Origin of the sequence: Asticcacaulis sp., from assembly GCF_027484505.1 — a bacterium.
GTDB lineage: Bacteria > Pseudomonadota > Alphaproteobacteria > Caulobacterales > Caulobacteraceae > Asticcacaulis.
This window is the reverse complement of sequence record NZ_JAIXSV010000256.1, coordinates 24,413-47,199: the sequence shown is the minus strand read 5'-3', so window position 1 is coordinate 47,199 and position 22,787 is coordinate 24,413. Positions and strand designations below refer to the sequence as shown.

Here is a 22,787-nt window from a genome sequence, read left to right as displayed (position 1 = left end):
GCGGGCGCAGCCATTCACGTTTTTCAGGAAAACACTCATGAAATCCATGCTTTTGGCGGGTTTCTTCAGCCTGTGCGCCTCTGTGGCCCTGGCCGAAACCCGCACCTATGACCTGACTATATCTCAGGTCCAGTCCACGATTGGTGGCAAACCCGTCCCCAAGATCGCCGTCAATGGCACCATTCCCGGCCCTGTCCTGCGCTTTACCGAAGGCGACGAGGCGGTGATCCATGTCACCAACACGCTGAAAACGCCGACCTCGGTCCACTGGCATGGCCTGCTGCTGCCGGGAATAATGGACGGGGCACCGGGCTTCAATGGTTTCAAAGGCATAGCGCCGGGCGAAACCTTTACCTATCGTTTCCCGATCCGGCAGTCAGGCACCTACTGGTATCATTCGCATTCGTTAGGGCAGGAGGCAGACGGCCTCTACGCCGGCATCGTCATCGCCCCCAAAACGCCCGACCCCATTCAAGCCGATCGCGACTATGTGGTGCTGCTGTCCGACTATCATCAGGACAGCGCGGCGCGTATTCAGGCCAACCTCAAAAAGTCGTCCGACTATTATCAGTACAAACGCCGCACGGTGGGCGATCTGCTTAAGGACGCACATCAAGAGGGGCTTGGTAAGGCTCTGAAATCAGCCGGTGAGTGGGGGAAGATGCGTATGCTCCCCACCGACCTGTCTGACGTCACCGGCTACCGCTTTCTCGTCAACGGTCTGACGAATGCCCAGAACTGGACGGGCCTGTTCCGGGCGGGTGAGCGAGTGCGCCTGCGCTTTATCAACGCCTCGGCCATGACGATGTACGATGTGCGCATTCCGGGCCTGAAGATGACGGTTGTCGCGGCCGATGGCCGACCGGTGCAGCCGGTTGAGGTGGATGAATTCCGCTTCGGCAATGCCGAAACCTATGATGTCATTGTCACGCCGAGCGAAGACCGCGCCTATACGATTGCCGCCGAGTCGCTGGACCGCGAAGGCTTTGCACTGGGGACGCTGGCCCCGCGCGAAGGGATGACGGGCGATATCCCGCCGCATCGCCCGCGCGCCGTGCTCAGGATGGGCGACATGAATATGGACGTCATGATGCGCGACGATCCCAATATGGATATGAGCCAGATGGATCATGACAGCGGATGGGCCGACACCGGCGCACCCAAAGGGACCGTGGTGCTCGACTATGCTCAGCTCAAAAGCCTGACGCCGCACAGCGACACGCGCCCCCCCACACGCTTTATCAAGGTGGTGCTGGGCGGCAATATGGAGCGCTATATCTGGACCATCAACGGGAAAACCTTCTCACCGCAGGACGGCATTGCGCTGGGTTATAATGAGCGGGTGCGGCTGATCTACGTCAATGAGACCATGATGGCGCATCCCCTGCATCTGCACGGCATGTTCGTCCAGCTTGAGAACGGGCAGGACGCGGATCGCCTGCCAGACAAGCATACGGTGATCGTGCCGCCGGGTCAGACCGTGTCGGTGCTGCTCTCAGCCACCGAGCCCGGCGACTGGCCCTATCACTGCCACCTGATGTTCCATATGCAGTCGGGCATGATGACCACCCTACGCGTCACGGCACCGGAAGCGGGCTTTGTGCCCCCGACGGCGCAACCCGCTCCGGACCACACACCACACGGGGAGGGCCATCATGCACATCCTTAAAACAGTGGCTTTGTGCCTGCTGCTCCCCTCAGCCGCTCTGGCCCAACACGACCATTCGGCCACCTATCACGCCGTGTGGCTGGAAACCGCCTACAGCCGAAACGATGGGCAGGACACGGCGCATTGGGACGCCGACGGCTGGGTCGGCGGTGATACACACAAACTGTGGCTCAAGAGCGAAGGCGAGGTGCGTGACGCCCGGACGGAAGGCGAAGTCTGGGCCCTCTACAGTCGTAATGTCTCAACCTTCTGGGACGCGCAGATCGGCGTGCGTCACGATTTCGGGGAAGGGGATCGCAACTGGCTGGCCATAGGGGTCAACGGGCTGGCACCCTATTTTTTCGAAACCGAAGCGCATCTGCTCGTGGGTGAAGATGGGACTATCGGTGCACGACTGCGGCAGGAAAACGATCTACTGTTGACGAACCGGCTGATCCTGTCGCCCTCGCTGGAACTCAATGCGGTCAGCCAGGCCGATCCGCAGCGCGGCACGGGCTCAGGCCTGACCGACGCGACGGCGGCCCTGCAACTGCGTTACGAGGTCAACCGCCGCTTTGCGCCCTATGTGCAGCTTGATCACCAGCGCACGCTGGGGGAGACGGCCAAACGGACGCACGCGGCGGGTAAACCGACTGAAGAAAACCGCATAAGCCTTGGTATACGCTGGCTATTCTGAGGTATGAAAAAAGGCGTCCGGATCGCTCCGGACGCCGCAATTTCACACGGTCTATAGGCTTACAGCTTGTATTCCAGACCTACCCATACCTTGCGACGCGACGCCGGCATGGAGGAGTCTGCACGCTCGAAATCGGCATATTTGACACTGACCGTCAGGTTTTTGGTCAGGGCCGCCGAGGCCAGCGCGTCCCATTCCTTGCCCACGGCGCGGCTGTTGCGATCCGTTTTGAAGTCGTGATAGCTGAGGGTCAGGGTCGGCTTCTTGAAGGGCCCGATCTGGGTCGGATGCGCGTAAGTGGTCGTAAAATTCAGATCGTTCAGACCATCCGGCAGAACCTTGTTGCCATTGGTCGAAAAGGCATCGGCCCAGCCGCGGATATTGTGCGCGCTGCCGATTGGGGTGATGAAGCCGCGCACCCCATTGCCTTCATTCTTCTCATAGGCCGCGACAACCTTCCAGCGTCCATGATTGACGCCCACCTCGCCATTCACAGCCTTGAGGCTGAAATCGCTGGGGTTATTGCCGTGATCAACCTGTTTGGCGATGACACCGGCATAGGTCAGTTTCGTCGTCTTGCTGAGCGGCTTTTCACCGCTGAAACGCAGGCCCGTGGTCAGGGTCGAGTTATAGGCCGAATTCTTGAAATCGAGCGCATAGACAAAGCCTTGCAGCTTCAGGGCCGGGCTGGCCGCATAGCCGACATTAAGGATGTGGCTGTCGGAATCCCAGTCGGCATATTCGCCCGCCGTGCGGTTGATCTTGGTCAGGTAAGCATAGGTCGTGGACCACTTGCCCTTTTTGACGTCCACTCGCAGAGCATCAAAGGTCATTTCGTCCTGACGCCAGCCGGAATTGCCAACGAAACGGTTGTCGTCGATCAGGATGCGCTGACGCCCGGCCGTCACCGTCGTCGCGGCATTGGGCGTCCAGGTCAGTTGCAGGCGATTCAGTTCGGTGACTTCCGGGTCGTTGACCGAGGCGTAGCTCGTCTTGCCGTTATAGCCCGAATTATAGTCGTCTTTGAGCGCGCGCACGTCCTCGAATTCAACGAGGATCTTGACCTTGCCGAACTGACCGCTCTCGAAGCCGACGCGGTTGCGCCACGTCAGGGCGTCGGCATCATTCAACCCGGCTTGCGAGACGCTTTCGCTGCGCAGGCGGGATTCAAGGATGGGTTTGGACTTGGCGAGGGCTTCGGAAAAGCTGTCGGCGTGGGCACCGCCGGCGATACCGGCCAGGGCGAGGGTGCTGAGCGAAACGCGAACAATCATAGACGTACTCCAACTGGCGTGCGCCTTCCGAAACGTATGAACAAGGTCCGGACACAGATGCGCGCACTTTCAATGAAAGTAAGCGTCTCATAAAAATGGTAATTTTTTGCAAACGCCGTTACGGGAGCGTTCGCGTCGATTCACGCACGATCAGAGTCGTATCAAAAACGACGCGCGCAGGGGTGCCGGTGTCGCGTTGCAACAGGCGATCCACGGCCTCATTGGCCATGTCTTCGATGGGCATTTCCACCGTCGTCAGGGCAGGGGCCGAGGTGCCGACCCAAGGGGCATCACCAAAGCCGATGACAGACAGGTCTTCAGGCACCCTCAGGCCACTGCGCGCGGCGCGCCGGACGATGGCCAGCGCAATCTGATCCGTGCCGGCGAAAATGGCCGTGACGTCACGGCGGTCGATGGCCTCACCCACGGCGGGCTCCAGATCGTCGGAAAAGGCGGTTTCCACATGAAAGACGCATTCGGCATGGTCGCTTAAACCCGCGCGGAAGCCTTCGCAGCGTTCGGTCATGCTGCTGAGACTCATCGGGCCGGAGACGAGCCCGACCTTGCGGTGCCCGCCCGCCAGAAGATGCGCCGCCGCCTGCTGTCCGCCGCCAAAATAGTCCGCCAGCACCAGAGACAAACCCGTCGCCTTACGATCCATCACCACGGTCGGTAGTCCCGGCGTTACGGTTTGGGCATCAAGATCCTGTACCGGAAACCACACCAGCCCGTCGGCCCCGCGCTCGATCAGGCTGGCTATGGCCTGCTGCTCGAGGCCGATATCGCCCTCGGTATCGGCGATGATGACATAATGGCCGCTGGCGCGCGCCCGGCGCATGACGGCCTGCGCCAGAGCGGTGAAGAAGGGATTGGCAAAGTCCGGCAGGATAAGCCCCAGCGTCCCCGTGCGCCCGGTGCGCACGGCGCGCGCCGACAGGTTCTGACGATAACCCAGATCGGCGGCGACCCTGAGGATATGGGCGCGCACCTCTCTGCCCAGCGAACCTGTGCCATTGATGGCATACGACGCGCTGGCCAGAGAGACGTCGGCGGCTCTGGCCACGTCTTTCAGCGTGATACGCTTCGCGGTGCGCCCCTCATCCACCATGCTCAGACCTCGTCCTTGCCGGAGGCAAAGATGCAGACCAGTGTGATCAGCGCTGCCACCAGAAGGTAGTAGCCGACATGGCTCAGGCCGTAATTGGCCTGAAGCCAGGTGGCGGCATAGGGGGCCAGCGACGCCCCGACAATACCCGCGAAATTGAAGGTGAGGGAGGCCCCTGTATAGCGCACATTGGCCGGGAAGGGGGCCGCGAGCGCCGTGCCGATCAGGGCATAGGTCATGCCCATCAGCGCCATGGCGGCGACCGAAAAGACGAAGATGCCGCCCTCATTGCCCATCAACGGGGCAAGTGCGAACGAGAAGACCGCAATCAAAGCCGTGGTCAGGATAAGGATTTCGCGTCGGCCAAAGCGCTCCGCCAGCTTGGCCGACAGCGGGATAAACAGACCAAAGGCAATCGAGCCCAAAATCTGCACCTCAAGCGCCTTCACAAACGGTATTTTCAGCACCTTCACATTATACGAGAGGAGCCACGCGCTGCCGATATAGAAGAGAACAAAGGTCACCAGCGCCACAAAGGTGCCGAGGACCAATGAGCGCTTATGCCGGCCGAAGATTTCGACCAGCGGCACCTTGACGCGCTCTTCCTTGTCGATAGCCTGTTGAAACTCCGGCGTCTCGGTGATCGACAGACGCACCCACAGGCCGACCCCGATCAGGGCCAGCGAGGCGATGAACGGCACGCGCCAGCCCCAGCTCAGCAGGTCTTCCTGCGAGATGAAGTGCAGCAGCACCCAGAAGGCCCCGGACGACAGCAGCAGGCCGATAGGGGCCCCCAGTTGCGGGAACATGCCGTACCACGACCGCTTGCCTTCCGGCGCATTTTCAGTGGCCAGCAGCACCGCGCCCCCCCATTCGCCACCCAGACCAAAGCCTTGCCCGAAACGGCACAACGACAGAAGGAGGGGGGCCACCACGCCAATCTGCGCATAGCTGGGCAGGCAGCCGATCAGGACAGTGGAAATGCCCATGGTCAGCAGCGCTGCCACCAGCGTTGCCTTGCGCCCGATGCGGTCGCCGAAATGACCGAACACCATGGCCCCGATGGGACGCGCGAAAAAGGCGATGGAGAAGGTGGCGAAGGATTGCAGCAGGGCCGAGGTCGGGTCGCTGGTCGGAAAGAACAGTGACGGGAAGACCAGCACGGCCGCCGTGGCATAGACATAGAAGTCGAAAAATTCGATGGTCGTGCCGATCAGGCTGGCCAGCAGGACCTGCGCCGGTGAATTGACGGGTTTGTGGCCGGTGATAGCCGCCGGTGTAGCGTTGGACATAGACGGAATCCCGAAATCCCTGTGATGTGATTTATGTTTCGCCTAACGCATTTTCCGCCGTAGCGGAAGCCTGACATCGGCAAGACGCCGTATGGCGCGCTTATTTTGTGCCCCTTACAGTCGCGCATCGGATCAGAAGGAGATGTTTCATGACCTCACTATGGAGACCCGGCGCGGCTTTGATCGCGGTTTCGGCGCTGCTGGCGGCCTGCTCAGCGGAACCCTCTCAGCCCGCAGCTGAAGAAACGGCCCAAAGCGCCGTAAGCGAAACCCCGGCGTCGGTCGTGTCGCCAAGCGCCTCTGCCTTTGACTATGCCGGGCGCTGGACAGGCGTGGAGGGCACCTACATGACCATTACGCCGCAATCGGACACGGCCTATCAGGTGGTGATTGCCGATCTGGACGGTCCCAAAACCTATGCGGGGACGCTGCAAGCCGACGGCCTGCATATTGAACGCAATGGCACGGCGCTGGTCATCGTGCCCGGCGACGGGGAGGCGACCGGCATGAAATGGCTGGCGGAAAAGTCCGACTGCTTGGTCGTGGCCGCCAACGAGGGCTATTGCCGCGATTAAAAAAACCGGCTCCGTTTCCGGGGCCGGCTTCTTTTTGTGGCTGTGCGATCTGTTACGACGCCATCAGGCGGATGGCCGTATTGATTAGCTCGACCGGGCGGAACGGCTTCTGGATTTCGGCGTCGGCCCCGGCGGCCATGGCGGCCGACGTGGCGCGGTCCGAGCTGACGCGCGCATCCAGCCCCGCCGACATGGCCAGAATCCGTACATTCGGCCAGGTCGATTTAATAACGCGGATACCCTGAAGCCCGCCCATGCCCGGCATGAAGATGTCCGAGACGATCAGATCGACGTGGGCGATGTCTTCGTTGTCCAGCGCTTCTTCCATGCTGTGCGCAATCGAGACGCGGTAGCCGTTATCCGACAGGGTCTGCGCGGTCAGTGTCGCCACCGTATGGCTGTCGTCGATGACCAGAGCGTGCTTGCGCTTGCGACCCTCGGAGGCGTCGGCCTGCGCCGACTCGACGATGGCGCGCATCTGCTGGCGCGAAAAGGGCTTGCGCAGGACGTAATCGACATTGGTGCTGCGCGCCAGTTTCAGCGTGCTGTCCACCGAAGCGTCACGCGACCCGGCAGTCATAATGGCGATGGTGGCGTCCAGTGCGCGGTCACGGATTTGCGTGATGTGGTCAAGGCTGTTGTCTTCGCCCAGAAACACATCGACGAAAATCAGGTTCGGCCGTTGCTGCAACAGCACTTCGTGACATTCGGCCAGGGAGCGCGCGACCACATAGTCCCAGTCTTCGTCCTTGAGCATCCGCCCGACGATGTTTGCCTGGGTCATGCTGTCTTCGATAACCAGCGCCAGTCCTTCAGCCATTCTTGCCTCGTTTAGATGAGCCGCACAGGGTGCGAAAAGGGAATGGCAGACTCAATACAATGTTATTCTTAATAATTCCCCCTGTGGACCTTTCTGTGGAGCCTTTGGGCCTTATTCAGAAAAAAAAGCCGCGCGAAACCGCACGGCCTTAAGTCAATACAGGGAGGAAAGCCCCGAAGGGCAACGGTGCAGGGCACCGCATAATCATGTCATACAATTGGTTGACCAAATATTCAAGTGTAAAATGTCTTTCAATTTTGAAAAACAAGAGTCTTTTTTGCGCGCCATTAAATCGAAGTTAAACGCGATCGGATAGCGTGGTTATTGAGCAGGGCTCCCGTTCGGCAAAAGACGACCGGCCACAGGGTAGGGGACACACGAAGCGTGAACTCCATCAACACCAATGTCGGGGCCATGCAGGCCCTGCAAATGCTGAACGCGACCTCGAAAGAGTTGAACGCGACGCAGGCGCGTATTTCGTCAGGTCTGAAAATCGCCAGCGCCAAGGACGATGCGTCGGGCTGGGTTATGGCGCAGGGGCAGAGGGCTCAGATACGCGCGCTGGATGCGGTCAAGGAGTCTTTGTCCCGCAATGGCTCGGTGGTGGATGTGGCCATGACCGCCGGCGAGAGCATCTCCGACCTTTTGATGGAGCTGAAAGAAAAGGCGCTGGCCGCTTCTGATCCGTCGCTGAACACCACGGCCCGCCGCGCGCTGAATGACGACTTCGTCGCCATCCGCAATCAGATCGCTCAGTCGATCCGGAACGCGACATTTAACGGCGTCAACCTGCTTAACGGGTCGCGCACCTCGATTGCGGCTCTGGCCAATGCCGATGGCAGCGACACCCTGACGGTCATGGCGCAAAACCTGTCTCTGGGCGGCAGCATTCTGACCTTGAGCAGCGGAGCGGGTTTTGCCAGCGCCATGTCGGCGCAGGGGCTGATCGCCACGCTGGATAGCTCGATCAGCAATATCTCTGTGGCGATGGCGCGTCTGGGCGCGTCCTCCAGAGCGCTGGATCGCCACACAACCTTTATCGGCAAGTTGCAGGACACGCTTGAGGTCAATGTCGGGCGACTGGTCGATGCCGACATGGCCAAGGAGAGCAGCAAGCTTCAGGCGCTTCAGCTCAAGCAGCAACTGGCGATCCAGACCCTGAGCGTGGCAAACCGCTCGCAATCCTTTTTGCTGCAACTGTTTGGGCGGTAGTGGCCGGACGAGCGTCCACCCCGGCGGACCCCTAATTACGCATAATATAGATTATGGGAAATATTTAATCGCAGGACGCGGCGAATTTAATGCCGCAGGCGTGACACCGGCTCAGACAGTTTGAGCGCCGCCTGCATATGGCCGGAGGCGGCGCAGGCCGCTGCATCGACCACGGCGTCAAAAGCATCGGCCAGCGCCATTTGTCGCGCCGCCAGGGCTTTCAGCATCTGACGCACATAGAAGCCAATGACGGCCATGGCGTAGTCGGTCTTGCCGTCGATCTGGCTGGCGATGATTTCTACCAGTTCAAGCTCGGCTTCTTCAGGCGGCAGGTCCCGGCGCGTAAAGGCGCATAGCGTGGCACCGACCGAACGTTCAATCAACGACGGATGGGTCTGCATGGCACTCACTCGTAAATGAGCTGAGAGTATGCCACTGTTTTTATAAAAAATCTATCCACAGGCGAATTTAGCCTGCGCCGGCTCAGCCGATGTGCGTCAGGCCGCCCATATAGGGTTGCAGCACGCTCGGAATAGCGATGCGACCGCCCTCGTCCTGATAGTTTTCCATGATCGCCACCAGCGTGCGGCCGACCGCGAGCCCCGAACCATTCAGCGTATGCAGGAAGCGCGTGCCCTTTTCGCCGGCCTTGCGCGTGCGGGCGTCCATACGGCGGGCCTGGAAATCCCCGCAGTTGGAGCAGGACGAAATTTCGCGGTAAGTGTTTTGCGACGGCAGCCACACCTCAAGGTCATAGGTCTTGCGCGCGCCAAAGCCCATATCGCCGGTACACAGCAGCATGGTGCGGAAGCTGAGGTCGAGCTTTTTGAGAATAGCTTCGGCGCATTCGGTCATGCGCTCATGCTCCGCCGCCGACTGTTCTGGCGTGGTGATCGACACCAGTTCGACCTTCTGGAACTGATGCTGACGGATCATGCCCTTGGTGTCGCGGCCCGCCGACCCGGCTTCGGCGCGGAAACAGTTGGTCAGGGCCGTCAGACGCAGCGGCAGTTCCTCTTCCGCCGTGATGGCTTCGCGGACAAGGTTGGTCAGCGACACTTCGGCGGTGGGGATGAGGTAGCGGACGTCGTCATAATATGTTTTCGCATCTATATTAGCCAACAAATCTCTTAAACGCGCACTATCAAAATACTGCGGATTTAAGGCGTTCACTACATTTAGTTCAGTCTCTTCTTTAAAGAGGGTAATAGCTTGAGAAAGATCGTCTAAATATCTATCAACATTAAAGCTAGATACTTTAAACAAATCCTCTTCAAACTTCGGAAGTTGACCCGTGCCGAACAGCGCGTGGTCCTTGACCAGTACGGGCGGATTGACCTCGGTATAGCCGTGCTCGGCGGTCTGGGTGTCGAGCATCCACTGACCGATGGCGCGCTCCAGACGCGCCAGTTGCCCCTTGAGCACCACAAAGCGCGAGCCGGACATTTTGGCCGCCGCTTCAAAGTCCATCAATGGGCCAGTTGGCCCCTTAAGCGCTTCGCCCAGATCGGCGTGATCCTTGGCCGGAAAGCTGAGGATATTCGGCGCGCCATGGCGGCGGATTTCGACATTGCCCGCCTCATCTTCACCCAGCGGCACATCGTCAAACGGGATATTGGGCAGCGAAGCCAGCAGGGTGCGCAGTTCCTCTTCGGTCTGACGCTCCGTTTCCTGCGCCGCGGCTATCGCGCCTTTCAGGCCCTCGACCTCCGCCATCAGCTCGGCGGCCCGCGCCTCGTCTTTCTGCGCCCCATTTTTACCTGACAAGACCTTGCCGATTTCGCCGGACAGCTTCTTCAACTGCGCCTGATTGGTCTCAAACGCCGTCTTGGCGGCACGCAAGGCCTTATCCAGAGTCAGCAGCGCATCGACATCCGCTTGCGCCGACTCACGGCCCCGCGATGACCAGCCCTTGACATAAGCTTCAGGTGTTTCGCGTAAGGCTTTGATATCGTGCATGGAAGTGTCCTCAAGGTCTCAATGGACAGGTCGCCCTGCCCGCCGCTTCGCGGTCCCCCCTCCCCGTTGCGCAGGTAGGGAGGAAAAATCCTTCCCCGTTTACGGGGAAGGTGGATTTCTCGTCAATGCTTCATTGACGAGAAAGACGGAGGGGGGATGGCTCAGCTTACAATCGACGGCTCTTTGCGCCGCCATTCGATCATCCGCACGCACAGGATCGAGATTTCGTACAAAAGCACAATCGGGATGGCGAGCATAAGCTGCGAAATGGGGTCCGGCGGCGTGACCACGGCGGCAACGACCACGATCCCCAGAATGGCGTAGCGCCGCCCGGATGACAGCATTTTCGATGACACCATACCGGTCAGGCCCAGAAGCGTCAGCACAATCGGCAACTGGAAACACGCGCCGAAGGCCAGCATCAGGGTGGTGACCAGCGACAGATATTCCGACACCTTGGGCATCAGTTGCACGGTGACGGCCCCTGCCCCCAAAATCTGCTGGCTTAAGGAGAACCACAGCACCATCGGCAGGATAATGAAATAGACGAGCAGCGCGCCCATGACGAACAGTACCGGCGCCGCGATCAGGAACGGCAAAAAGGCCATGCGCTCGCGCTTATAAAGACCCGGCGCGACAAAGCGATAGAGGTGCCAGGCGATCACCGGGAAGCTGAGGATGACCGCCCCAAAGCCCGCCATCTTCATCTTGGTGAACAGGAATTCCAGCGGCGCTGTGGTGATGAGCGCCACGCTGTTCTTAGCCTGCGGCACCTCTTTGAGGCCCAGAATAATCTCGATCAGGTCGAACGGCCCCGCCCCATGCCCGCCGTGGGCGCGTGACGCCTCAAACATGCGGTTGGCCATCTCATAGGGATGGGTCAGGAAGATGTAGATGGGCTCGGCGAAGCCAAAACACAGCAGAAAGGCCGCCACGAACGCCACGACCATCCAGATCAGGCGCGAACGCAACTCGATCAGGTGGTCCATCAGCGGCGCGCGCGACGCCTCGATTTCGGCCTCGTCCGGGTGGAGGTCGTCTTTGGTCACCAGATCGTTCATGACGGGAGAGTCTCAGTCGTCTTTTTGGCGCGGCTGCGCTTGGGTTTAGCCGCAGCCGCTTCGGCTTCGGCCATAACCGGTGCATGTTCAACGGTTTCGGCGGATTTCTTCGCGCGCGGCTTGCGCGGCTTTTTTTCCGGCTCTGCTATCGCCGGGTCCGCCGCCGTATTAGGCACTTCGGGTTCGTCGGTCAGAGACGGCTTGCCGAAATCCGCCGGGGTGTGCCCATGATCATAAGCATCGGGCGACGGGACATCGACATTGTCGCTGTAGTAGTGGCCCTTGGGTGGGATGGCGTCGTTGATTTCGCCTTCGATGCGCCGCATGTCTTCGCGGATATCGTCAATGACCGGCGAGGTGACATTGCCGGAGCGCAGGGCTTCAACCTCCTTGCGCAGATCATCGAGTTCCGACTGACGCGCCATGTCGTCAAAAGAAGTGCGGAATTCGTCGGCCATGGAGCGCATCTTGGCCACAAAGCGACCCAGTTGCCGCAACAGCTTCGGCAAATCTTTGGGCCCCACCACAATCAGGGCCACCACCGCAATGAGTACGAGCTCAGAGCCCCCAATACCGGGCAGCATTCAAATTACGCCTTAGGGTCAGAACATGAAAAAGCAACCGCCCCTATTCAATGAGGGGCGGTCATGCAGAAAATAACGAAAAAGACTTAGGCCGCGTCCTTATCGGTAACGGTCTTGGCCGTTTCGGGCTTGGTTTCGTCCTTCTTGGCGTCCTCATCCTTGAGGCCGTCCTTGAAGGCCTTGATACCCTTCGCGGCATCGCCCATCAGGCCCGACAGCTTGCCACGGCCGCCAAACAGCAGCAGCGCGACAACCGCGACAATGGCCCAGTGCCAGATGCTCATGCTACCCATGTTAGATCTCCATACGCGCGGCGCTGCCTTGCGGCGGCGCATCTTCGGGATACAAGTATTGCTCTCTTATAGGCGTATTGTAGGCGTACATCAAAGCGAAAATAAGCCCAATTACACCGTCTAATCGCGGTCGCCGTCGGCGCTTTCAAAGAAATCCTGTGCAAACTCGACCTGTTCCATCTCCTCAAGGCCGATGGGGTCTTCGGCTTCACGCGCGCCGCCGGGTTCGGGGATGACGAAATCGGCAGGCACATTGAGGTCGAGCAGGCCGGCCGCGCGCATATCCGCTGCGCCGGGCAGATCATGCAGGCTGGGCAGAGAAAACACCTCCAGGAAGTGTTCGGTCGTGCCATAGGTGACCGGTCGGCCCGGTGAGCGCCTGCGCCCGCGCAGGCGGATCAGGTTCATCTCATGCAGCACATCCAGCGTGCCGCGCGACAGGCCCACGCCCCGAATCGTCTCGATCTCCGCCCGCGTGACCGGCTGGTGATAGGCAATGATGGCCAGCGTTTCCAAAGCCGCCTTGGACAGACGGCGCGGTTCTTCGCGTTCTTCGACCATCAGGTGGCTGAGGTCGGGCGCAGTGCGGAATTGCCATTTGTCGGCCACCACTTCGAGGGTCACACCCCGGTCGGCATAGCGCGCTTTTAATGCCGCCAAAGCCTTGCCCACATCCGCCCCTTCGGGCAGACGTCGCGCCAGATCAGCCGCCGACAATGGGGCGGCGGCGGCAAACAACAGGGCCTCAATGGCGCGCTCGATATCGAGTTTGGCGGACAGGTCGGGGGTCATGCGGTCTACCTCCTCCCCTGCGCAGCGGGGGAGGTGTCACGGCTTGTCCGTGACGGAGGGGGCGCGCCAAAAGGAAAGCCCCCCTCCGTCTCGCAACCTGTCGGTAGCGATCCACCTCCCCCAAGCAAGTTGGGGGAGTATGATAGAAAAGCGCTCATCGTCCCTCCATCAGCGGCGGGCGGCGGCGCAGGTAAAGCGTGTCGAACGTGCCCAGTTGCTGCACCTGCATCAGGCCCTCCTTGGTCAATTCCAGCCCCGCCGACAGGGTCGAGGCGACGTAGGAGGCGCGGCGCGGCCCCCCCTCGCCCACCGGCTGCGGCGCAATCTCATCCAGCGGCGTCCAGTCCGATAACTGCGGCAGCACATCGCGCAGATGGTCGCGGGCATCTTCCAGCGGGAAGGCCTCGACGCGCATGGTTGGGTCGTAATGGCGGGCGATTTCGCGCTGCCTCTGGGTCACATAGGCCCCCATCAGGTCGAACAAAGAGACATCCAGTCGTGACGACGGCAGGATGACCGTGGCCTGCGGGTCGCCACGCGCGAACACATCGCGTTTGAGCTGAGGGCGCGAGGTGATGGCCTCCACGGACTTCCGGATAGCCTCCAGCTTTTTGAGGCGAAAGGCCAGCGCGGCGGCCAGTTCTTCGGGTTCCGGCTCATCGCTTTTCTTGCGCTCCGGCACCGGCAGCAGCAGACGCGATTTGAGATAGGCCAGCCACGAGGCCATGACCAGATAGTCCGCCGCCAGCGAAAAACGCAACCGTCGCGCCTGCTGGATGAAGACCAGATACTGCTCAGCCAGTCGGGTGATCGAAATTTTCAGCAGATCGACCTTCTGCTGCCGCGCCAGTTCGAGGAGCACGTGCAGCGGGCCTTCGTAGCCATCGAGATCGAGCAGAAGGGCGTCGTCGGCCTCGATCTCCGGCACGGGCGCGGCATCGGCCGTGAAATCGAGGCGGTGCTGAAACACCTCGTTTTCAAGCCCCGGCAAAGCGCCCCCGCGCGTGTTCACGGCTTAGTAGACCTCCTGATAGGCGGTCGGATCGACGAAATCCTCATACTCTTCGCGCACGGTGACCGGGCGGTGCAACAGCACCTGAAGACGGCCCCGAGCCTCTTCGACGTTCAGCGGTTCGACCTTGTGCTTGAGGCGCAGGAGCGCGCGTTCGAGACGCTGCTGAACCTTGCCTCGAATGGTTGGCACGAAGACCGACACGGCTTTCATTTCCTCAAGGTCGCCGCTGCAATGCAGGACGATGTCGCAACCGGCGCGCAGCGAGGCCCGCGCCCGTGCGCCGACCGGACCTTTCAGCGCGCCCATGCCGATGTCGTCGCTGAGCAGCAGGCCGTCAAAGCCGATCTCTTCGCGGATAAGCTTGATCACCTTTTTGGAGGTGGTAGCCGGGTTGCGGCGATCGAGCGCCGTGTAAACGACATGCGCCGTCATCGCCAAAGGCATGTCGGCATTGACGGCGAAGGGCAGAAAATCGACCTTTTCCAGCTCATCACGGCGTGCCTTAACGACCGGCAGTTCGTGATGCGAATCGACCTGAGCGCGGCCATGACCGGGGGCGTGCTTGATCACCGGCAGCACCCCGCCGGCCAAGAATCCTTCGGCGGCGGCGCGGCCCATAATGGCCACGGTCTCGGCGGTCAGGCCATAGGCGCGGTCACCAACCACGTCGTGGGTGCCCGCCTGCGGCACATCCAGCACTGGCGCACAATCCACATTGACGCCCAGCGCGCGTAGATCGTGCGCCATCAGTTGCGCCCCCATGCGGACATATTCACGCTGTTCAAACGGCGAATTGGCCACGGCCTCATAAGCGGCGGCGGGCGGATAGGACGGCCAGTGCGGGGCTTTGAAGCGCTGCACGCGCCCACCTTCCTGATCGACCAGGATCAGCACATCGGGGTGCCCGGCCGCCGCTTTCAGCGCGTTGATCAGGGCGCGGACCTGCTCCGGTGTGTCGATATTGCGCTTGAACAGAATAAAGCCCAGCGGCTTTTTAGCGGCAAAAAACGCCTGTTCAGCGGCGGTAAGCTCAAGCCCCGCACAGCCGTAGATGGCGGCGGAAACTTTGGCTTTTTGTTTGATATTCAGCATGTTTTAACGGACTCTTACTTCACGAAACAGGTCTTGCCCGCCGATTTCAGCGCGTTGCAGAATTGCTGCGCCTTATCCTTGGAAGCAAAGCCGCTAAAGGAGGTTCTGTAAAAAGTCGATCCGTCGCGATCAACCTTCTCGACCACCTTACGCGTGCCGCCAACAAACAGGCCGTAAGACGAGGCCAAGGCGGCAAATTCGCGGTCGGCAATGGCCTGCGACGAGAAGGCGCCGATCTGCACCGATGCGCCGCCGGAAGTCGCCACCACGGGCTTGGGTTCCGGCTTGGCTTCTGCGGTCTTGACCGGTTCGGCGGGTTTGGTCGCCACAGGGGCCGGTTGCGCAGGCTTGGCGGCGACCGGAGCCGATGGCGTGGGTTGCGTCGGCTGGTTTGCCGGCGCGGTCTGGGCCGGGGGCAGCAGGTTCTCATTGGCACTGGGGGCCGACGGTGCCACCGCCGAAGCGGCTTCTCGGGCCTGCGGGGCCTCGGTATCATTGGCAAAGACGGGTGCGGTGCCTGAGGCGTGCGCTTCCTGATTGACCGAAGGGTCAAGCATATCCTCGTCGCTCAGCGGCTTGGCCTCCTCGATATTGCCGTCCTTATAGGCCGTCAGCGGGTCACCCACATCCGTGACCTTACGGGTGTTCAGGCCGGAATTGTAGAACAGCACGACCGCCAGCAGCAGCACCACCAGCACGATAAACGACGCGATCAGGGTGATCGGAGTCTGATCCCGCTTCGGCGCGGGACGGCGGCTGTCGTAGCTCAGATGATCCTCGGTCGGCGGCGTGTAGGTGCCGCGTTCGTTGTCTTCCACCATGACCTTAAAAATCCTGTAGTTGCGCCTTTACGAATCATGCGCAGCGAAGCACGCCATTTTGGCAGGCTTAAGTCCATACGAAAAGAGAGACCCGTCTAAAAAGCGGTACGCGATCTTTATGCACACCTGTTTTTGCGAGCGAGCCGCGATTTCAGCGTAAACGACAACGCTTTTTAGCCGCGACCGTCGGTTGTGATTTGATAACTCTTTCATGTTACGTTTTAACGCGGAGGACAGGATGGGCCAGCTCACAGACAAAGACAGGCTGATCTTCATGGCGCACAGCGATCTGCGAGTGATCGTTCTGCGTCCGGTTGGCACCCTGCCGCCGGAAGACCTTATCGAGCAGTTCTTCCTGTCGCTCAAGCGCGTGGAGCGGCCGTGGCTTTATCACCGGCTGGTCGATATGCGGCGTTATGACCGTGATTTCAGCACCGAACACGTCACCACACTGGCCAAACGCTGGCAGGCCCTGCGCGGTCGTCACAACTGCTACGCCCATGTGGCGCTGGTCTGCGCGGCGCGTTGCGAGCGCTGGCATCAGGCGGCTGCCCTGCCCGGTTTTCCCAATGAAACCCTGTGCCGTTTCACCAGCTATTCGCACGCCTTCAACTGGCTGATGGCCACGGATCGGCACGCCTATCTGTCGCAGATTGCCGATGTACCGGCGGATCAGGCGCGCAAAACGCGGCCCTCGTCTTTTTCGGGCGATCTGGTGCTCGATTAGGCCCGGACATTTTGCCGTCAGGCGTTTGCGGGTGGCACCACCCGCGGCAAGCCTCAGCTTGTACCCGCCAGAGGTTCGAGAACGCTCAGGTGATCGGCCTCCTGCGCCGGCTTGTCCCAGCGGATGCGGTTGATCCGCGGGAAGCGCAGGGCATAGCCGGACTTGTGGCGTTTGGAACGGTTGACGGCGTCAAACGCCACCTCAAACACCAGCTCTTTCTTCACCTCGCGCACCGGCCCGAAGCTGTTGAGCGTGTTGTGGCGCACCCACTTGTCCAGTTCCTTCAACTCGGCGTCCGTAAAGCCAAAATAGGCCTTGCCGATGGGGAGGAGTTGGTTCCCCGACCACAGACCGAAGGTGAAATCGGAATAGAAACTCGACCGCTTGCCAGATCCGCGCTGCGCATACATCAGCACCGCATCGACCAGCTTGGGATTGATCTTCCACTTATACCACGGTCCCGTCGGCCGTCCGGCGACGTAGGCGCTGTCGCGGCGTTTCAGCATCAGGCCTTCGATGACCGAGGCATTATCGACGCTGCCGCGCAAGGCCTCCAGTTCGACAAAGTCGCCATAGGACAGTTGCGGCGACAGGCGGATGCCATAGGGCCGGTGGCGCTCGAGAGCGGCCTGCAACAGGGCACGGCGCTGGTTATAAGGCTGGGCGCGCACGTCCTCGCCTTCGAGAAATAGCACATCATAGGCGACAATCGCCGCCGGATAATCGGCCATATATTTTGCCGAAGGGGCCTTGCGCCCCAGCCGCTGTTGCAGATCGTTAAACGTCCCTGTCTCTTCACCGCGCTGCACCAGCAGTTCGCCATCCAGCACGGCGTGAAAATTCAGATGCGCCAGTACGTCCGGAAATGAGCCGGAAATATCATCGCCGGTACGCGTAAACAGGGCGCGACCGATGCCCGAATGCACCACCTGTACGCGGATACCGTCATGCTTCCATTCGGCGGCATAGGTTTCCGGCGTGATCAGGGCGTGGTCTTTGGCCTCCAGCGGGTGGGCCAGCATGACCGGTGTAAAGGTCAGGCGCGCCGTGACGACCGGTTCCGGCCCCCGCCTTTCCAGCCAGTCAAACAACGGTTGATAGGGTGGGTCTATGCCATGCCACAGGCTCTCGATGCGCTCGACCGGCTGATCACCGAATTTCGCCAGCACCTGTTTAAGCAGGCGCGCCGAGACGCCGATACGCAGGGCCCCGGCCCCGATCTTCAGCAAGGCCCAGCGTTCGGGCGAGGTCATCTGATCGAGCAAACCCGCCACATAGTCGGGCAGTTGCGCCTTGGGCGTATGGCGCAAGGCCTCGACCACCTCATGCAAAGCTGGCAAGTCGCCCTGTTTCGCTTCGGCGGCCGGCCACAGATGGGCGACGGTTTCCGACAGCTCACCAACATAGTCGTGGCTGAGGGTGAGAAGCGTCGGATCGACGCGCGCCCGGATCATCTCCAGCACCATGGAGCGCCGAAAATTGGGTAGGGACAGGTCCCCGGCGATAATCGCCACCGCATAGCCGCGGTCGGGATCGGGCGTGGTGCGCAGATAGTCGAGCAGCAGCCGCGTCTTACCGAGCGTCGATGGCTCGTAATAGAGGCTTTCCAGCAGACGGGAAAAGGCTTTCATTCCGCGTCGTCCTCATAGCCGATCAGGTGCAGGGCGCGGGCCTTCAGGCCTATCTGCGTCGCCTGATGCACCAGCGCGTCGTCGCGGCCGTGCGTCACCCACACTTCCGGCGCGCCAACATCGCTCAGGGTCTGGATCAGTTCGTCCCAATCGGCATGGTCGGAAATCACCAGCGGCAGTTCAACGCCCTTTTGTTTGGCGCGCGCCCGTATGCGCATCCAGCCGGAGGCCGCCGCCGTCAGCACCTCTGGCAAACGCCGCGACCAGCGGTCCTTAAGCGCCGAAGGCGGACATAGGACGATCTTTCCGGCCAAAGTGCGTGCGTTTTCCGACGTCACCGGCGCCAGCGGTCCCAGATCAATCCCAAACGACTGATAAAGGTCGCACAACCGCTGCATGGCGCCGTGCAAATAGATGGTTTCGACATAGCCCGCGGCGCGCAGGGCGCAGATGAGGCGCTGACACTTGCCCAACGCATAGGCCCCGACGAGGTGACAGCGATCCGGAAACTGCCGCAGCGAGGCCAGCAACCGTGCGATCTCATCCGCCAGCGGCGGATGGCGAAACACCGGCAGGGCGAAGGTCGCCTCGGTGACGAACACATCGCACGGCACCGGTTCAAACGGCACGCAGGTTGGGTCTGACCGGCGCTTATAATCGCCGGAAAAGACGATGGTTGCGCCATCATATTCCAGCCGCGCCTGCGCCGAACCCAGGATATGCCCCGCCGGGTGCAGGCTGAGACGCACGCCATTGATGTCAACGATTTGCCCATAGGCCAGCGGGTGCTCGGCCTCGCTGAAATGGTCTTCGCCATAGCGGCTGCGCATGATGGCTAGGGTTTCTGGCGTCGCAAACACGTGCTGATGACCGGCGCGCGCGTGGTCGGCATGGCCGTGCGTCACGACCGCGACTTCGACCGGCTGCATGGGGTCGATAAAGAAGCCACCGGGTCGGCACCACACACCTTCGGGCCGCACTTCGATCCAGTCACGCGGATGGGTCACTGATCACCCCCGCGATCCTGAACGTAACAGGTGGCATAACTGCCTTTTTATGACCGTTCACGTTAAAAGCGTTCCATGACGATACCTGATGCCTTCCAGTCGTGGTTTACCTCACAAGGCTGGACCCTGTTGCCGCATCAGCGTGAGATGACGGCGCGCTTTGCCTCCGGTCGCTCGACGCTGCTGACCGCGCCGACCGGCACCGGAAAGACGCTGGCGGGGTTTTTGGGGTCCCTGATTGATATTACGCAGACGCGGCCAAACGGTTTGCATACGCTGTATATTTCGCCGCTGAAGGCGTTAAATTACGATATCGAACGCAATGTCACGGCGATGATCGAGGCGTTAAGCCTGCCCGTGCGTGTGGAAAGCCGCACGGGGGATACGTCGCAATATCGCCGCCAACGCCAGCGCGCCAAGCCACCGAATATCCTCCTGACGACGCCGGAATCGCTGATGCTGCTGCTCTCCTATCCGGACGCAGCAAAGATGTTCGGCACGCTTAAGGCCGTCATTATCGATGAAATTCATCAGGTGGCGGCCTCACGTCGCGGCGACCTGATCGCGCTGGCGATGGCGCAGCTTGAGGCCTTCAGCCCCGGCTTTCGGCGCATCGGTCTGTCAGCCACGGTGGCAGAGCCTGACCTGTTCTGCGACTGGCTGGGGCGGGAAAATAAGCCTGTCGAACATCTCAACAGCCGCACCCTGGGCATGGCGGAAGCTGCGCCGGAAGTGGCCATTCTGCCGACACGCAAAGCGCCGCCCTATAACGGCTTTATGGCGCAATATGCGGTGCCGGAAATCCTGTCCGAGATCGCAAAGGCGCGCACCGCCATCGTCTTCGTCAATACCCGCGCGCAGGCGGAACTATTGTTTCAGTTCCTGTGGGAGGCCAATGAAGAGGCCCTGCCCATTGCCATCTACCACGCCTCGCTGACGCGCGAGATGCGGCTGAAGACCATCAGCCTGATGGCCGCCGGCAAGTTGCGGGCATTGGTCGCCACTTCGGCCATCGAACTGGGGATCGACTGGGGCGACGTCGATCTGGTCATACAGGTCGGTGCCCCCAAGGGCGTGAGCCGCCTTTTGCAACGTATCGGCCGGTCAAACCACCGCGTCGATGTGCCGTCAAAGGCTTTTCTGTGCCCGGCCAACCGCTTCGAAGTTTTGGAATGTGAAGCGGCCATTACCGCTATCCGAGCGGGGAAACTCGACGGCGATGTCCCTCAGCCGGGGGCGCAGGACGTGCTGGCGCAGTTCATTCTTAATGCGGCGTGCAGCGCTCCAGTCACGCCCGAAGCCCTTTATGCCATTGTCCGCACCGCGTGGTCTTACAGCGACCTGAGCTTTGCGCAGTTCGAGACCCTATTCCGCTTTGTCGTCGATGGTGGCTATGTGCTGCGCAATTACGACCGCTGGCACCGCCTGAGCGAAACCGAACAGGGGTGGATACCGGCCTCCCCCCAGATCGCCCGCCGCCACAGGCAAAATATCGGCGTCATTATCGAGGCCGGAAAGCTCAAGGTGCGTCGCCTGCACGGGCGCGGCGGTAAGCATCTGGGGGAAATCGAAGAACAGTTCGGGCAGTCCATGCGTCCCGGCGACACCTTCTTCTTTGCCGGTGAGGTGCTGGCCTTTGAGCGCATCCACGACATGACGCTCGATGCCCGCCCCAGTGCCGCAAAAGAACCCTTGCTGCCCAGCTATTCCGGCGGGCAGATGCCGCTTTCGACCTTCCTCGCCGACGGGGTGCGCGGTCTGTTGCAATCGGAGGACACGCTAAGCGAACTGCCCGCTGAGGTGCGCAACTGGCTGAGTTTGCAAACGCGCTTTTCACGCCTGCCCGATCGTCAGGATCTTTTGATCGAGAGCTTTCCGCGCGGCAAGCTCTATACGCTGGTCCTCTATACGTTTGAGGGCCGCCGCGCCAATCAGACGCTGGGGATGCTGTTGTCCCGGCGCATGGAACGCTATCAGCTTCACCCCTTAAGTTTTAGCGTCACCGATTACGGGCTGGCCATCAACAGCGTCGAACAGGTGACCGACGGTATGATCCATGACCTGTTTTCGAGCGATATACTGGCTGATGAACTGGAGGAATGGCTGGCGGACTCGCCCATGCTCAAACGCTCCTTCCGGCGGGTGGCGACCATTGTCGGCCTGGTCGAACAGAACAATAATGCCGCGCGCAAGACGCTGAAACAGGTGACCTTTTCGACCGATCTCATCTATGATGTGCTACGCAAGTACGAGCCCGATCATGTGTTGTTGCGGCTGTCGCGCGCCGATGCCGAACGCGAACTTCTGGACCTCGACCGATTGACCGATCTCATCCTGACCTTCCGCGAGCGTATCGCCTTTTGCGACCTGCCGCGTCCCTCGCCTTTGTCCCTGCCCGTTATCCTCGATGTGCGCACCGAACGCCTGCCCGGTGGCGGGATCGAGGCCCTGTTGCAGCAGGAAAGCGCCGAAGCGGCGGCCGAGCGCCTGATGCAGGAGGTGGTCGATGACCTCGACGACTGAGGTAGAGTTCGCGGGTCACCGCATGGTGCTCGATACCGAACTGGCCTTGTGGTGGCCGGCGCAGAGCCTGCTGGCCGTGTCGGACCTGCACTTCGAAAAATCGACGTTTCTGGCGCAGTTCGGATCGCCCATCGCTCCTTACGATACGCTGGACACGCTAAAGCGCCTCGAAGCCCTGATCGCGCGTTATCAGCCGCGCACCCTTGTCCTGCTGGGCGACAGCTTCCACGATCGCGGGGCGTGGCAAAGGCTGGAGGCCGCTACGCGCCGCCATCTGCTCAGTCTGTGCAACACGGTCGAATCCTGCCTGTGGGTCGAAGGCAATCACGATGTCGGCTTAATCGGCGACGCATGTCTCACCTTTGTGGACGATCATGTGGTGGAGGGCATCGCCTTCCGCCACGAGGCCGAACCCACAGAGCAGCCGCAGATTATCGGCCATTTTCACCCCAAGCTGACAACGCGCGTGCGCGGTCACAAGGTCAGCGGCAAGTGCTTTGCCCTCAACCGCAAACGCCTGATCCTGCCCGCTTTTGGCAGTTTTACCGGCGGCCTCGACATCCAGCACGAGACCCTGACCGAAGCGGCGCAGGGCGAGACCTTTACCCCCTATCTGATTTATGGGCGGACCATCCTGCCCATCCGCACATGAATATTCG

22 protein-coding genes are annotated in these 22,787 nt (G+C 60.8%); 7 read left to right on the top strand and 15 right to left on the bottom strand.

Features of this window, described 5'->3' with window-relative positions; genetic code table 11:
* Window positions 1–37: 37 nt before the first annotated feature.
* Both Q0072_RS15090 and Q0072_RS15085 read left to right on the top strand, forming a co-directional pair.
* A complete protein-coding gene (locus Q0072_RS15090) occupies window positions 38–1,669 on the top strand; it encodes a copper resistance system multicopper oxidase (RefSeq protein WP_298331667.1) in 1,632 nt (543 codons plus the stop codon).
* Window positions 1,656–2,345, top strand: coding sequence for a copper resistance protein B (locus Q0072_RS15085; protein WP_298331664.1), 690 nt, complete (start codon window positions 1,656–1,658; stop codon window positions 2,343–2,345). The genes Q0072_RS15090 and Q0072_RS15085 overlap by 14 nt, the downstream gene beginning before the upstream one ends.
* A 59-nt stretch (window positions 2,346–2,404) precedes the next feature.
* Here the strand turns inward: Q0072_RS15085 and Q0072_RS15080 are convergent, their stop codons facing one another.
* The 3 genes from Q0072_RS15080 to Q0072_RS15070 all read right to left on the bottom strand — a co-directional run bounded on the left by Q0072_RS15080 (window position 2,405) and on the right by Q0072_RS15070 (window position 6,016).
* On the bottom strand, window positions 2,405–3,619 hold the full coding sequence (locus Q0072_RS15080) for an alginate export family protein (protein ID WP_298331661.1): 1,215 nt from the start codon (window positions 3,617–3,619) through the stop codon (window positions 2,405–2,407).
* 118 nt (window positions 3,620–3,737) lie between these two features.
* Complete coding sequence (locus Q0072_RS15075; protein ID WP_298331657.1) at window positions 3,738–4,727, bottom strand: LacI family DNA-binding transcriptional regulator; 990 nt, start codon at window positions 4,725–4,727, stop codon at window positions 3,738–3,740.
* Window positions 4,728–4,729: 2 nt separating this feature from the next.
* On the bottom strand, window positions 4,730–6,016 hold the full coding sequence (locus Q0072_RS15070) for an MFS transporter (protein ID WP_298331655.1): 1,287 nt from the start codon (window positions 6,014–6,016) through the stop codon (window positions 4,730–4,732).
* Between the two features lie 149 nt (window positions 6,017–6,165).
* On the opposite strand from Q0072_RS15070, the gene Q0072_RS15065 reads away from it, so the two are divergent.
* The gene (locus Q0072_RS15065; RefSeq protein WP_298331653.1) at window positions 6,166–6,591 is read left to right on the top strand and encodes a hypothetical protein; all 426 of its coding nucleotides are present in this window, start codon (window positions 6,166–6,168) and stop codon (window positions 6,589–6,591) included.
* Between the two features lie 52 nt (window positions 6,592–6,643).
* On the opposite strand, the gene Q0072_RS15060 is transcribed toward Q0072_RS15065, so the two are convergent.
* Entirely contained in the window at window positions 6,644–7,411 is a 768-nt protein-coding gene (locus Q0072_RS15060; RefSeq protein ID WP_298331651.1) for a response regulator, read from the bottom strand.
* A gap of 384 nt (window positions 7,412–7,795) precedes the next feature.
* Here Q0072_RS15060 and Q0072_RS15055 point away from each other — a divergent pair, with 384 nt between their 5' ends.
* Entirely contained in the window at window positions 7,796–8,623 is an 828-nt protein-coding gene (locus Q0072_RS15055) for a flagellin (protein WP_126420325.1), read from the top strand.
* Window positions 8,624–8,709: 86 nt separating this feature from the next.
* Here the strand turns inward: Q0072_RS15055 and Q0072_RS15050 are convergent, their stop codons facing one another.
* From Q0072_RS15050 to Q0072_RS15010, 9 genes are all read right to left on the bottom strand, one after another.
* A complete protein-coding gene (locus Q0072_RS15050; protein WP_298331646.1) occupies window positions 8,710–9,024 on the bottom strand; it encodes a hypothetical protein in 315 nt (104 codons plus the stop codon).
* A gap of 82 nt (window positions 9,025–9,106) precedes the next feature.
* On the bottom strand, window positions 9,107–10,582 hold the full coding sequence (gene serS, locus Q0072_RS15045; protein WP_298331644.1) for a serine--tRNA ligase: 1,476 nt from the start codon (window positions 10,580–10,582) through the stop codon (window positions 9,107–9,109).
* Window positions 10,583–10,743: 161 nt separating this feature from the next.
* Window positions 10,744–11,643: a twin-arginine translocase subunit TatC gene (tatC, locus tag Q0072_RS15040; protein ID WP_126420328.1), complete on the bottom strand. Its 900-nt coding sequence runs from the start codon at window positions 11,641–11,643 to the stop codon at window positions 10,744–10,746.
* Entirely contained in the window at window positions 11,640–12,227 is a 588-nt protein-coding gene (tatB, locus tag Q0072_RS15035; protein ID WP_298331638.1) for a Sec-independent protein translocase protein TatB, read from the bottom strand. The genes tatC and tatB overlap by 4 nt, the downstream gene beginning before the upstream one ends.
* A gap of 86 nt (window positions 12,228–12,313) precedes the next feature.
* Complete coding sequence (locus Q0072_RS15030) at window positions 12,314–12,520, bottom strand: twin-arginine translocase TatA/TatE family subunit (protein WP_298331635.1); 207 nt, start codon at window positions 12,518–12,520, stop codon at window positions 12,314–12,316.
* 120 nt (window positions 12,521–12,640) lie between these two features.
* Entirely contained in the window at window positions 12,641–13,312 is a 672-nt protein-coding gene (gene scpB, locus Q0072_RS15025) for an SMC-Scp complex subunit ScpB (protein WP_298331632.1), read from the bottom strand.
* Window positions 13,313–13,466: 154 nt separating this feature from the next.
* The gene (locus tag Q0072_RS15020; protein WP_298331629.1) at window positions 13,467–14,324 is read right to left on the bottom strand and encodes a ScpA family protein; all 858 of its coding nucleotides are present in this window, start codon (window positions 14,322–14,324) and stop codon (window positions 13,467–13,469) included.
* 3 nt (window positions 14,325–14,327) lie between these two features.
* A complete protein-coding gene (gene nagZ / locus Q0072_RS15015; protein WP_298331626.1) occupies window positions 14,328–15,419 on the bottom strand; it encodes a beta-N-acetylhexosaminidase in 1,092 nt (363 codons plus the stop codon).
* A gap of 14 nt (window positions 15,420–15,433) precedes the next feature.
* A complete protein-coding gene (locus tag Q0072_RS15010) occupies window positions 15,434–16,240 on the bottom strand; it encodes an SPOR domain-containing protein (RefSeq protein WP_298331623.1) in 807 nt (268 codons plus the stop codon).
* A gap of 238 nt (window positions 16,241–16,478) precedes the next feature.
* On the opposite strand from Q0072_RS15010, the gene Q0072_RS15005 reads away from it, so the two are divergent.
* Complete coding sequence (locus tag Q0072_RS15005) at window positions 16,479–16,967, top strand: hypothetical protein (protein WP_298331621.1); 489 nt, start codon at window positions 16,479–16,481, stop codon at window positions 16,965–16,967.
* A 53-nt stretch (window positions 16,968–17,020) separates the two neighbouring features.
* On the opposite strand, the gene Q0072_RS15000 is transcribed toward Q0072_RS15005, so the two are convergent.
* Window positions 17,021–18,598, bottom strand: coding sequence for a cisplatin damage response ATP-dependent DNA ligase (locus tag Q0072_RS15000; protein WP_298331619.1), 1,578 nt, complete (start codon window positions 18,596–18,598; stop codon window positions 17,021–17,023).
* Window positions 18,595–19,605 (bottom strand): ligase-associated DNA damage response exonuclease, encoded by a 1,011-nt coding sequence (locus Q0072_RS14995; protein WP_298331617.1) that lies wholly within the window; start codon window positions 19,603–19,605, stop codon window positions 18,595–18,597. The genes Q0072_RS15000 and Q0072_RS14995 overlap by 4 nt, the downstream gene beginning before the upstream one ends.
* Before the next feature lie 75 nt (window positions 19,606–19,680).
* Here Q0072_RS14995 and Q0072_RS14990 point away from each other — a divergent pair, with 75 nt between their 5' ends.
* Window positions 19,681–22,128, top strand: a complete 2,448-nt coding sequence (locus Q0072_RS14990) for a ligase-associated DNA damage response DEXH box helicase (protein ID WP_298331615.1) — start codon at window positions 19,681–19,683, stop codon at window positions 22,126–22,128.
* Complete coding sequence (pdeM, locus tag Q0072_RS14985) at window positions 22,112–22,780, top strand: ligase-associated DNA damage response endonuclease PdeM (RefSeq protein WP_298331613.1); 669 nt, start codon at window positions 22,112–22,114, stop codon at window positions 22,778–22,780. The genes Q0072_RS14990 and pdeM overlap by 17 nt, the downstream gene beginning before the upstream one ends.
* The last annotated feature ends 7 nt before the right edge of the window (window positions 22,781–22,787 follow it).

What these genes read in the sequence shown, in the direction of transcription:
- Q0072_RS15050 (WP_298331646.1), bottom strand. Translation starts at nt 9,024, where the DNA reads ATGCAGACCCATCCGTCGTTGATTGAACGTTCGGTCGGTGCCACGCTA.
- scpB (WP_298331632.1), bottom strand. Translation starts at nt 13,312, where the DNA reads ATGACCCCCGACCTGTCCGCCAAACTCGATATCGAGCGCGCCATTGAG.
- serS (WP_298331644.1), bottom strand. Translation starts at nt 10,582, where the DNA reads ATGCACGATATCAAAGCCTTACGCGAAACACCTGAAGCTTATGTCAAG.
- Q0072_RS15000 (WP_298331619.1), bottom strand. Translation starts at nt 18,598, where the DNA reads ATGAAAGCCTTTTCCCGTCTGCTGGAAAGCCTCTATTACGAGCCATCG.
- tatB (WP_298331638.1), bottom strand. Translation starts at nt 12,227, where the DNA reads ATGCTGCCCGGTATTGGGGGCTCTGAGCTCGTACTCATTGCGGTGGTG.
- tatC (WP_126420328.1), bottom strand. Translation starts at nt 11,643, where the DNA reads ATGAACGATCTGGTGACCAAAGACGACCTCCACCCGGACGAGGCCGAA.
- Q0072_RS15065 (WP_298331653.1), top strand. Translation starts at nt 6,166, where the DNA reads ATGACCTCACTATGGAGACCCGGCGCGGCTTTGATCGCGGTTTCGGCG.
- Q0072_RS15070 (WP_298331655.1), bottom strand. Translation starts at nt 6,016, where the DNA reads ATGTCCAACGCTACACCGGCGGCTATCACCGGCCACAAACCCGTCAAT.
- Q0072_RS15060 (WP_298331651.1), bottom strand. Translation starts at nt 7,411, where the DNA reads ATGGCTGAAGGACTGGCGCTGGTTATCGAAGACAGCATGACCCAGGCA.
- Q0072_RS14990 (WP_298331615.1), top strand. Translation starts at nt 19,681, where the DNA reads ATGACGATACCTGATGCCTTCCAGTCGTGGTTTACCTCACAAGGCTGG.
- Q0072_RS15075 (WP_298331657.1), bottom strand. Translation starts at nt 4,727, where the DNA reads ATGGTGGATGAGGGGCGCACCGCGAAGCGTATCACGCTGAAAGACGTG.
- Q0072_RS15010 (WP_298331623.1), bottom strand. Translation starts at nt 16,240, where the DNA reads ATGGTGGAAGACAACGAACGCGGCACCTACACGCCGCCGACCGAGGAT.
- Q0072_RS15090 (WP_298331667.1), top strand. Translation starts at nt 38, where the DNA reads ATGAAATCCATGCTTTTGGCGGGTTTCTTCAGCCTGTGCGCCTCTGTG.
- Q0072_RS15030 (WP_298331635.1), bottom strand. Translation starts at nt 12,520, where the DNA reads ATGGGTAGCATGAGCATCTGGCACTGGGCCATTGTCGCGGTTGTCGCG.
- Q0072_RS15005 (WP_298331621.1), top strand. Translation starts at nt 16,479, where the DNA reads ATGGGCCAGCTCACAGACAAAGACAGGCTGATCTTCATGGCGCACAGC.
- Q0072_RS15080 (WP_298331661.1), bottom strand. Translation starts at nt 3,619, where the DNA reads ATGATTGTTCGCGTTTCGCTCAGCACCCTCGCCCTGGCCGGTATCGCC.
- nagZ (WP_298331626.1), bottom strand. Translation starts at nt 15,419, where the DNA reads ATGCTGAATATCAAACAAAAAGCCAAAGTTTCCGCCGCCATCTACGGC.
- Q0072_RS15085 (WP_298331664.1), top strand. Translation starts at nt 1,656, where the DNA reads ATGCACATCCTTAAAACAGTGGCTTTGTGCCTGCTGCTCCCCTCAGCC.
- pdeM (WP_298331613.1), top strand. Translation starts at nt 22,112, where the DNA reads ATGACCTCGACGACTGAGGTAGAGTTCGCGGGTCACCGCATGGTGCTC.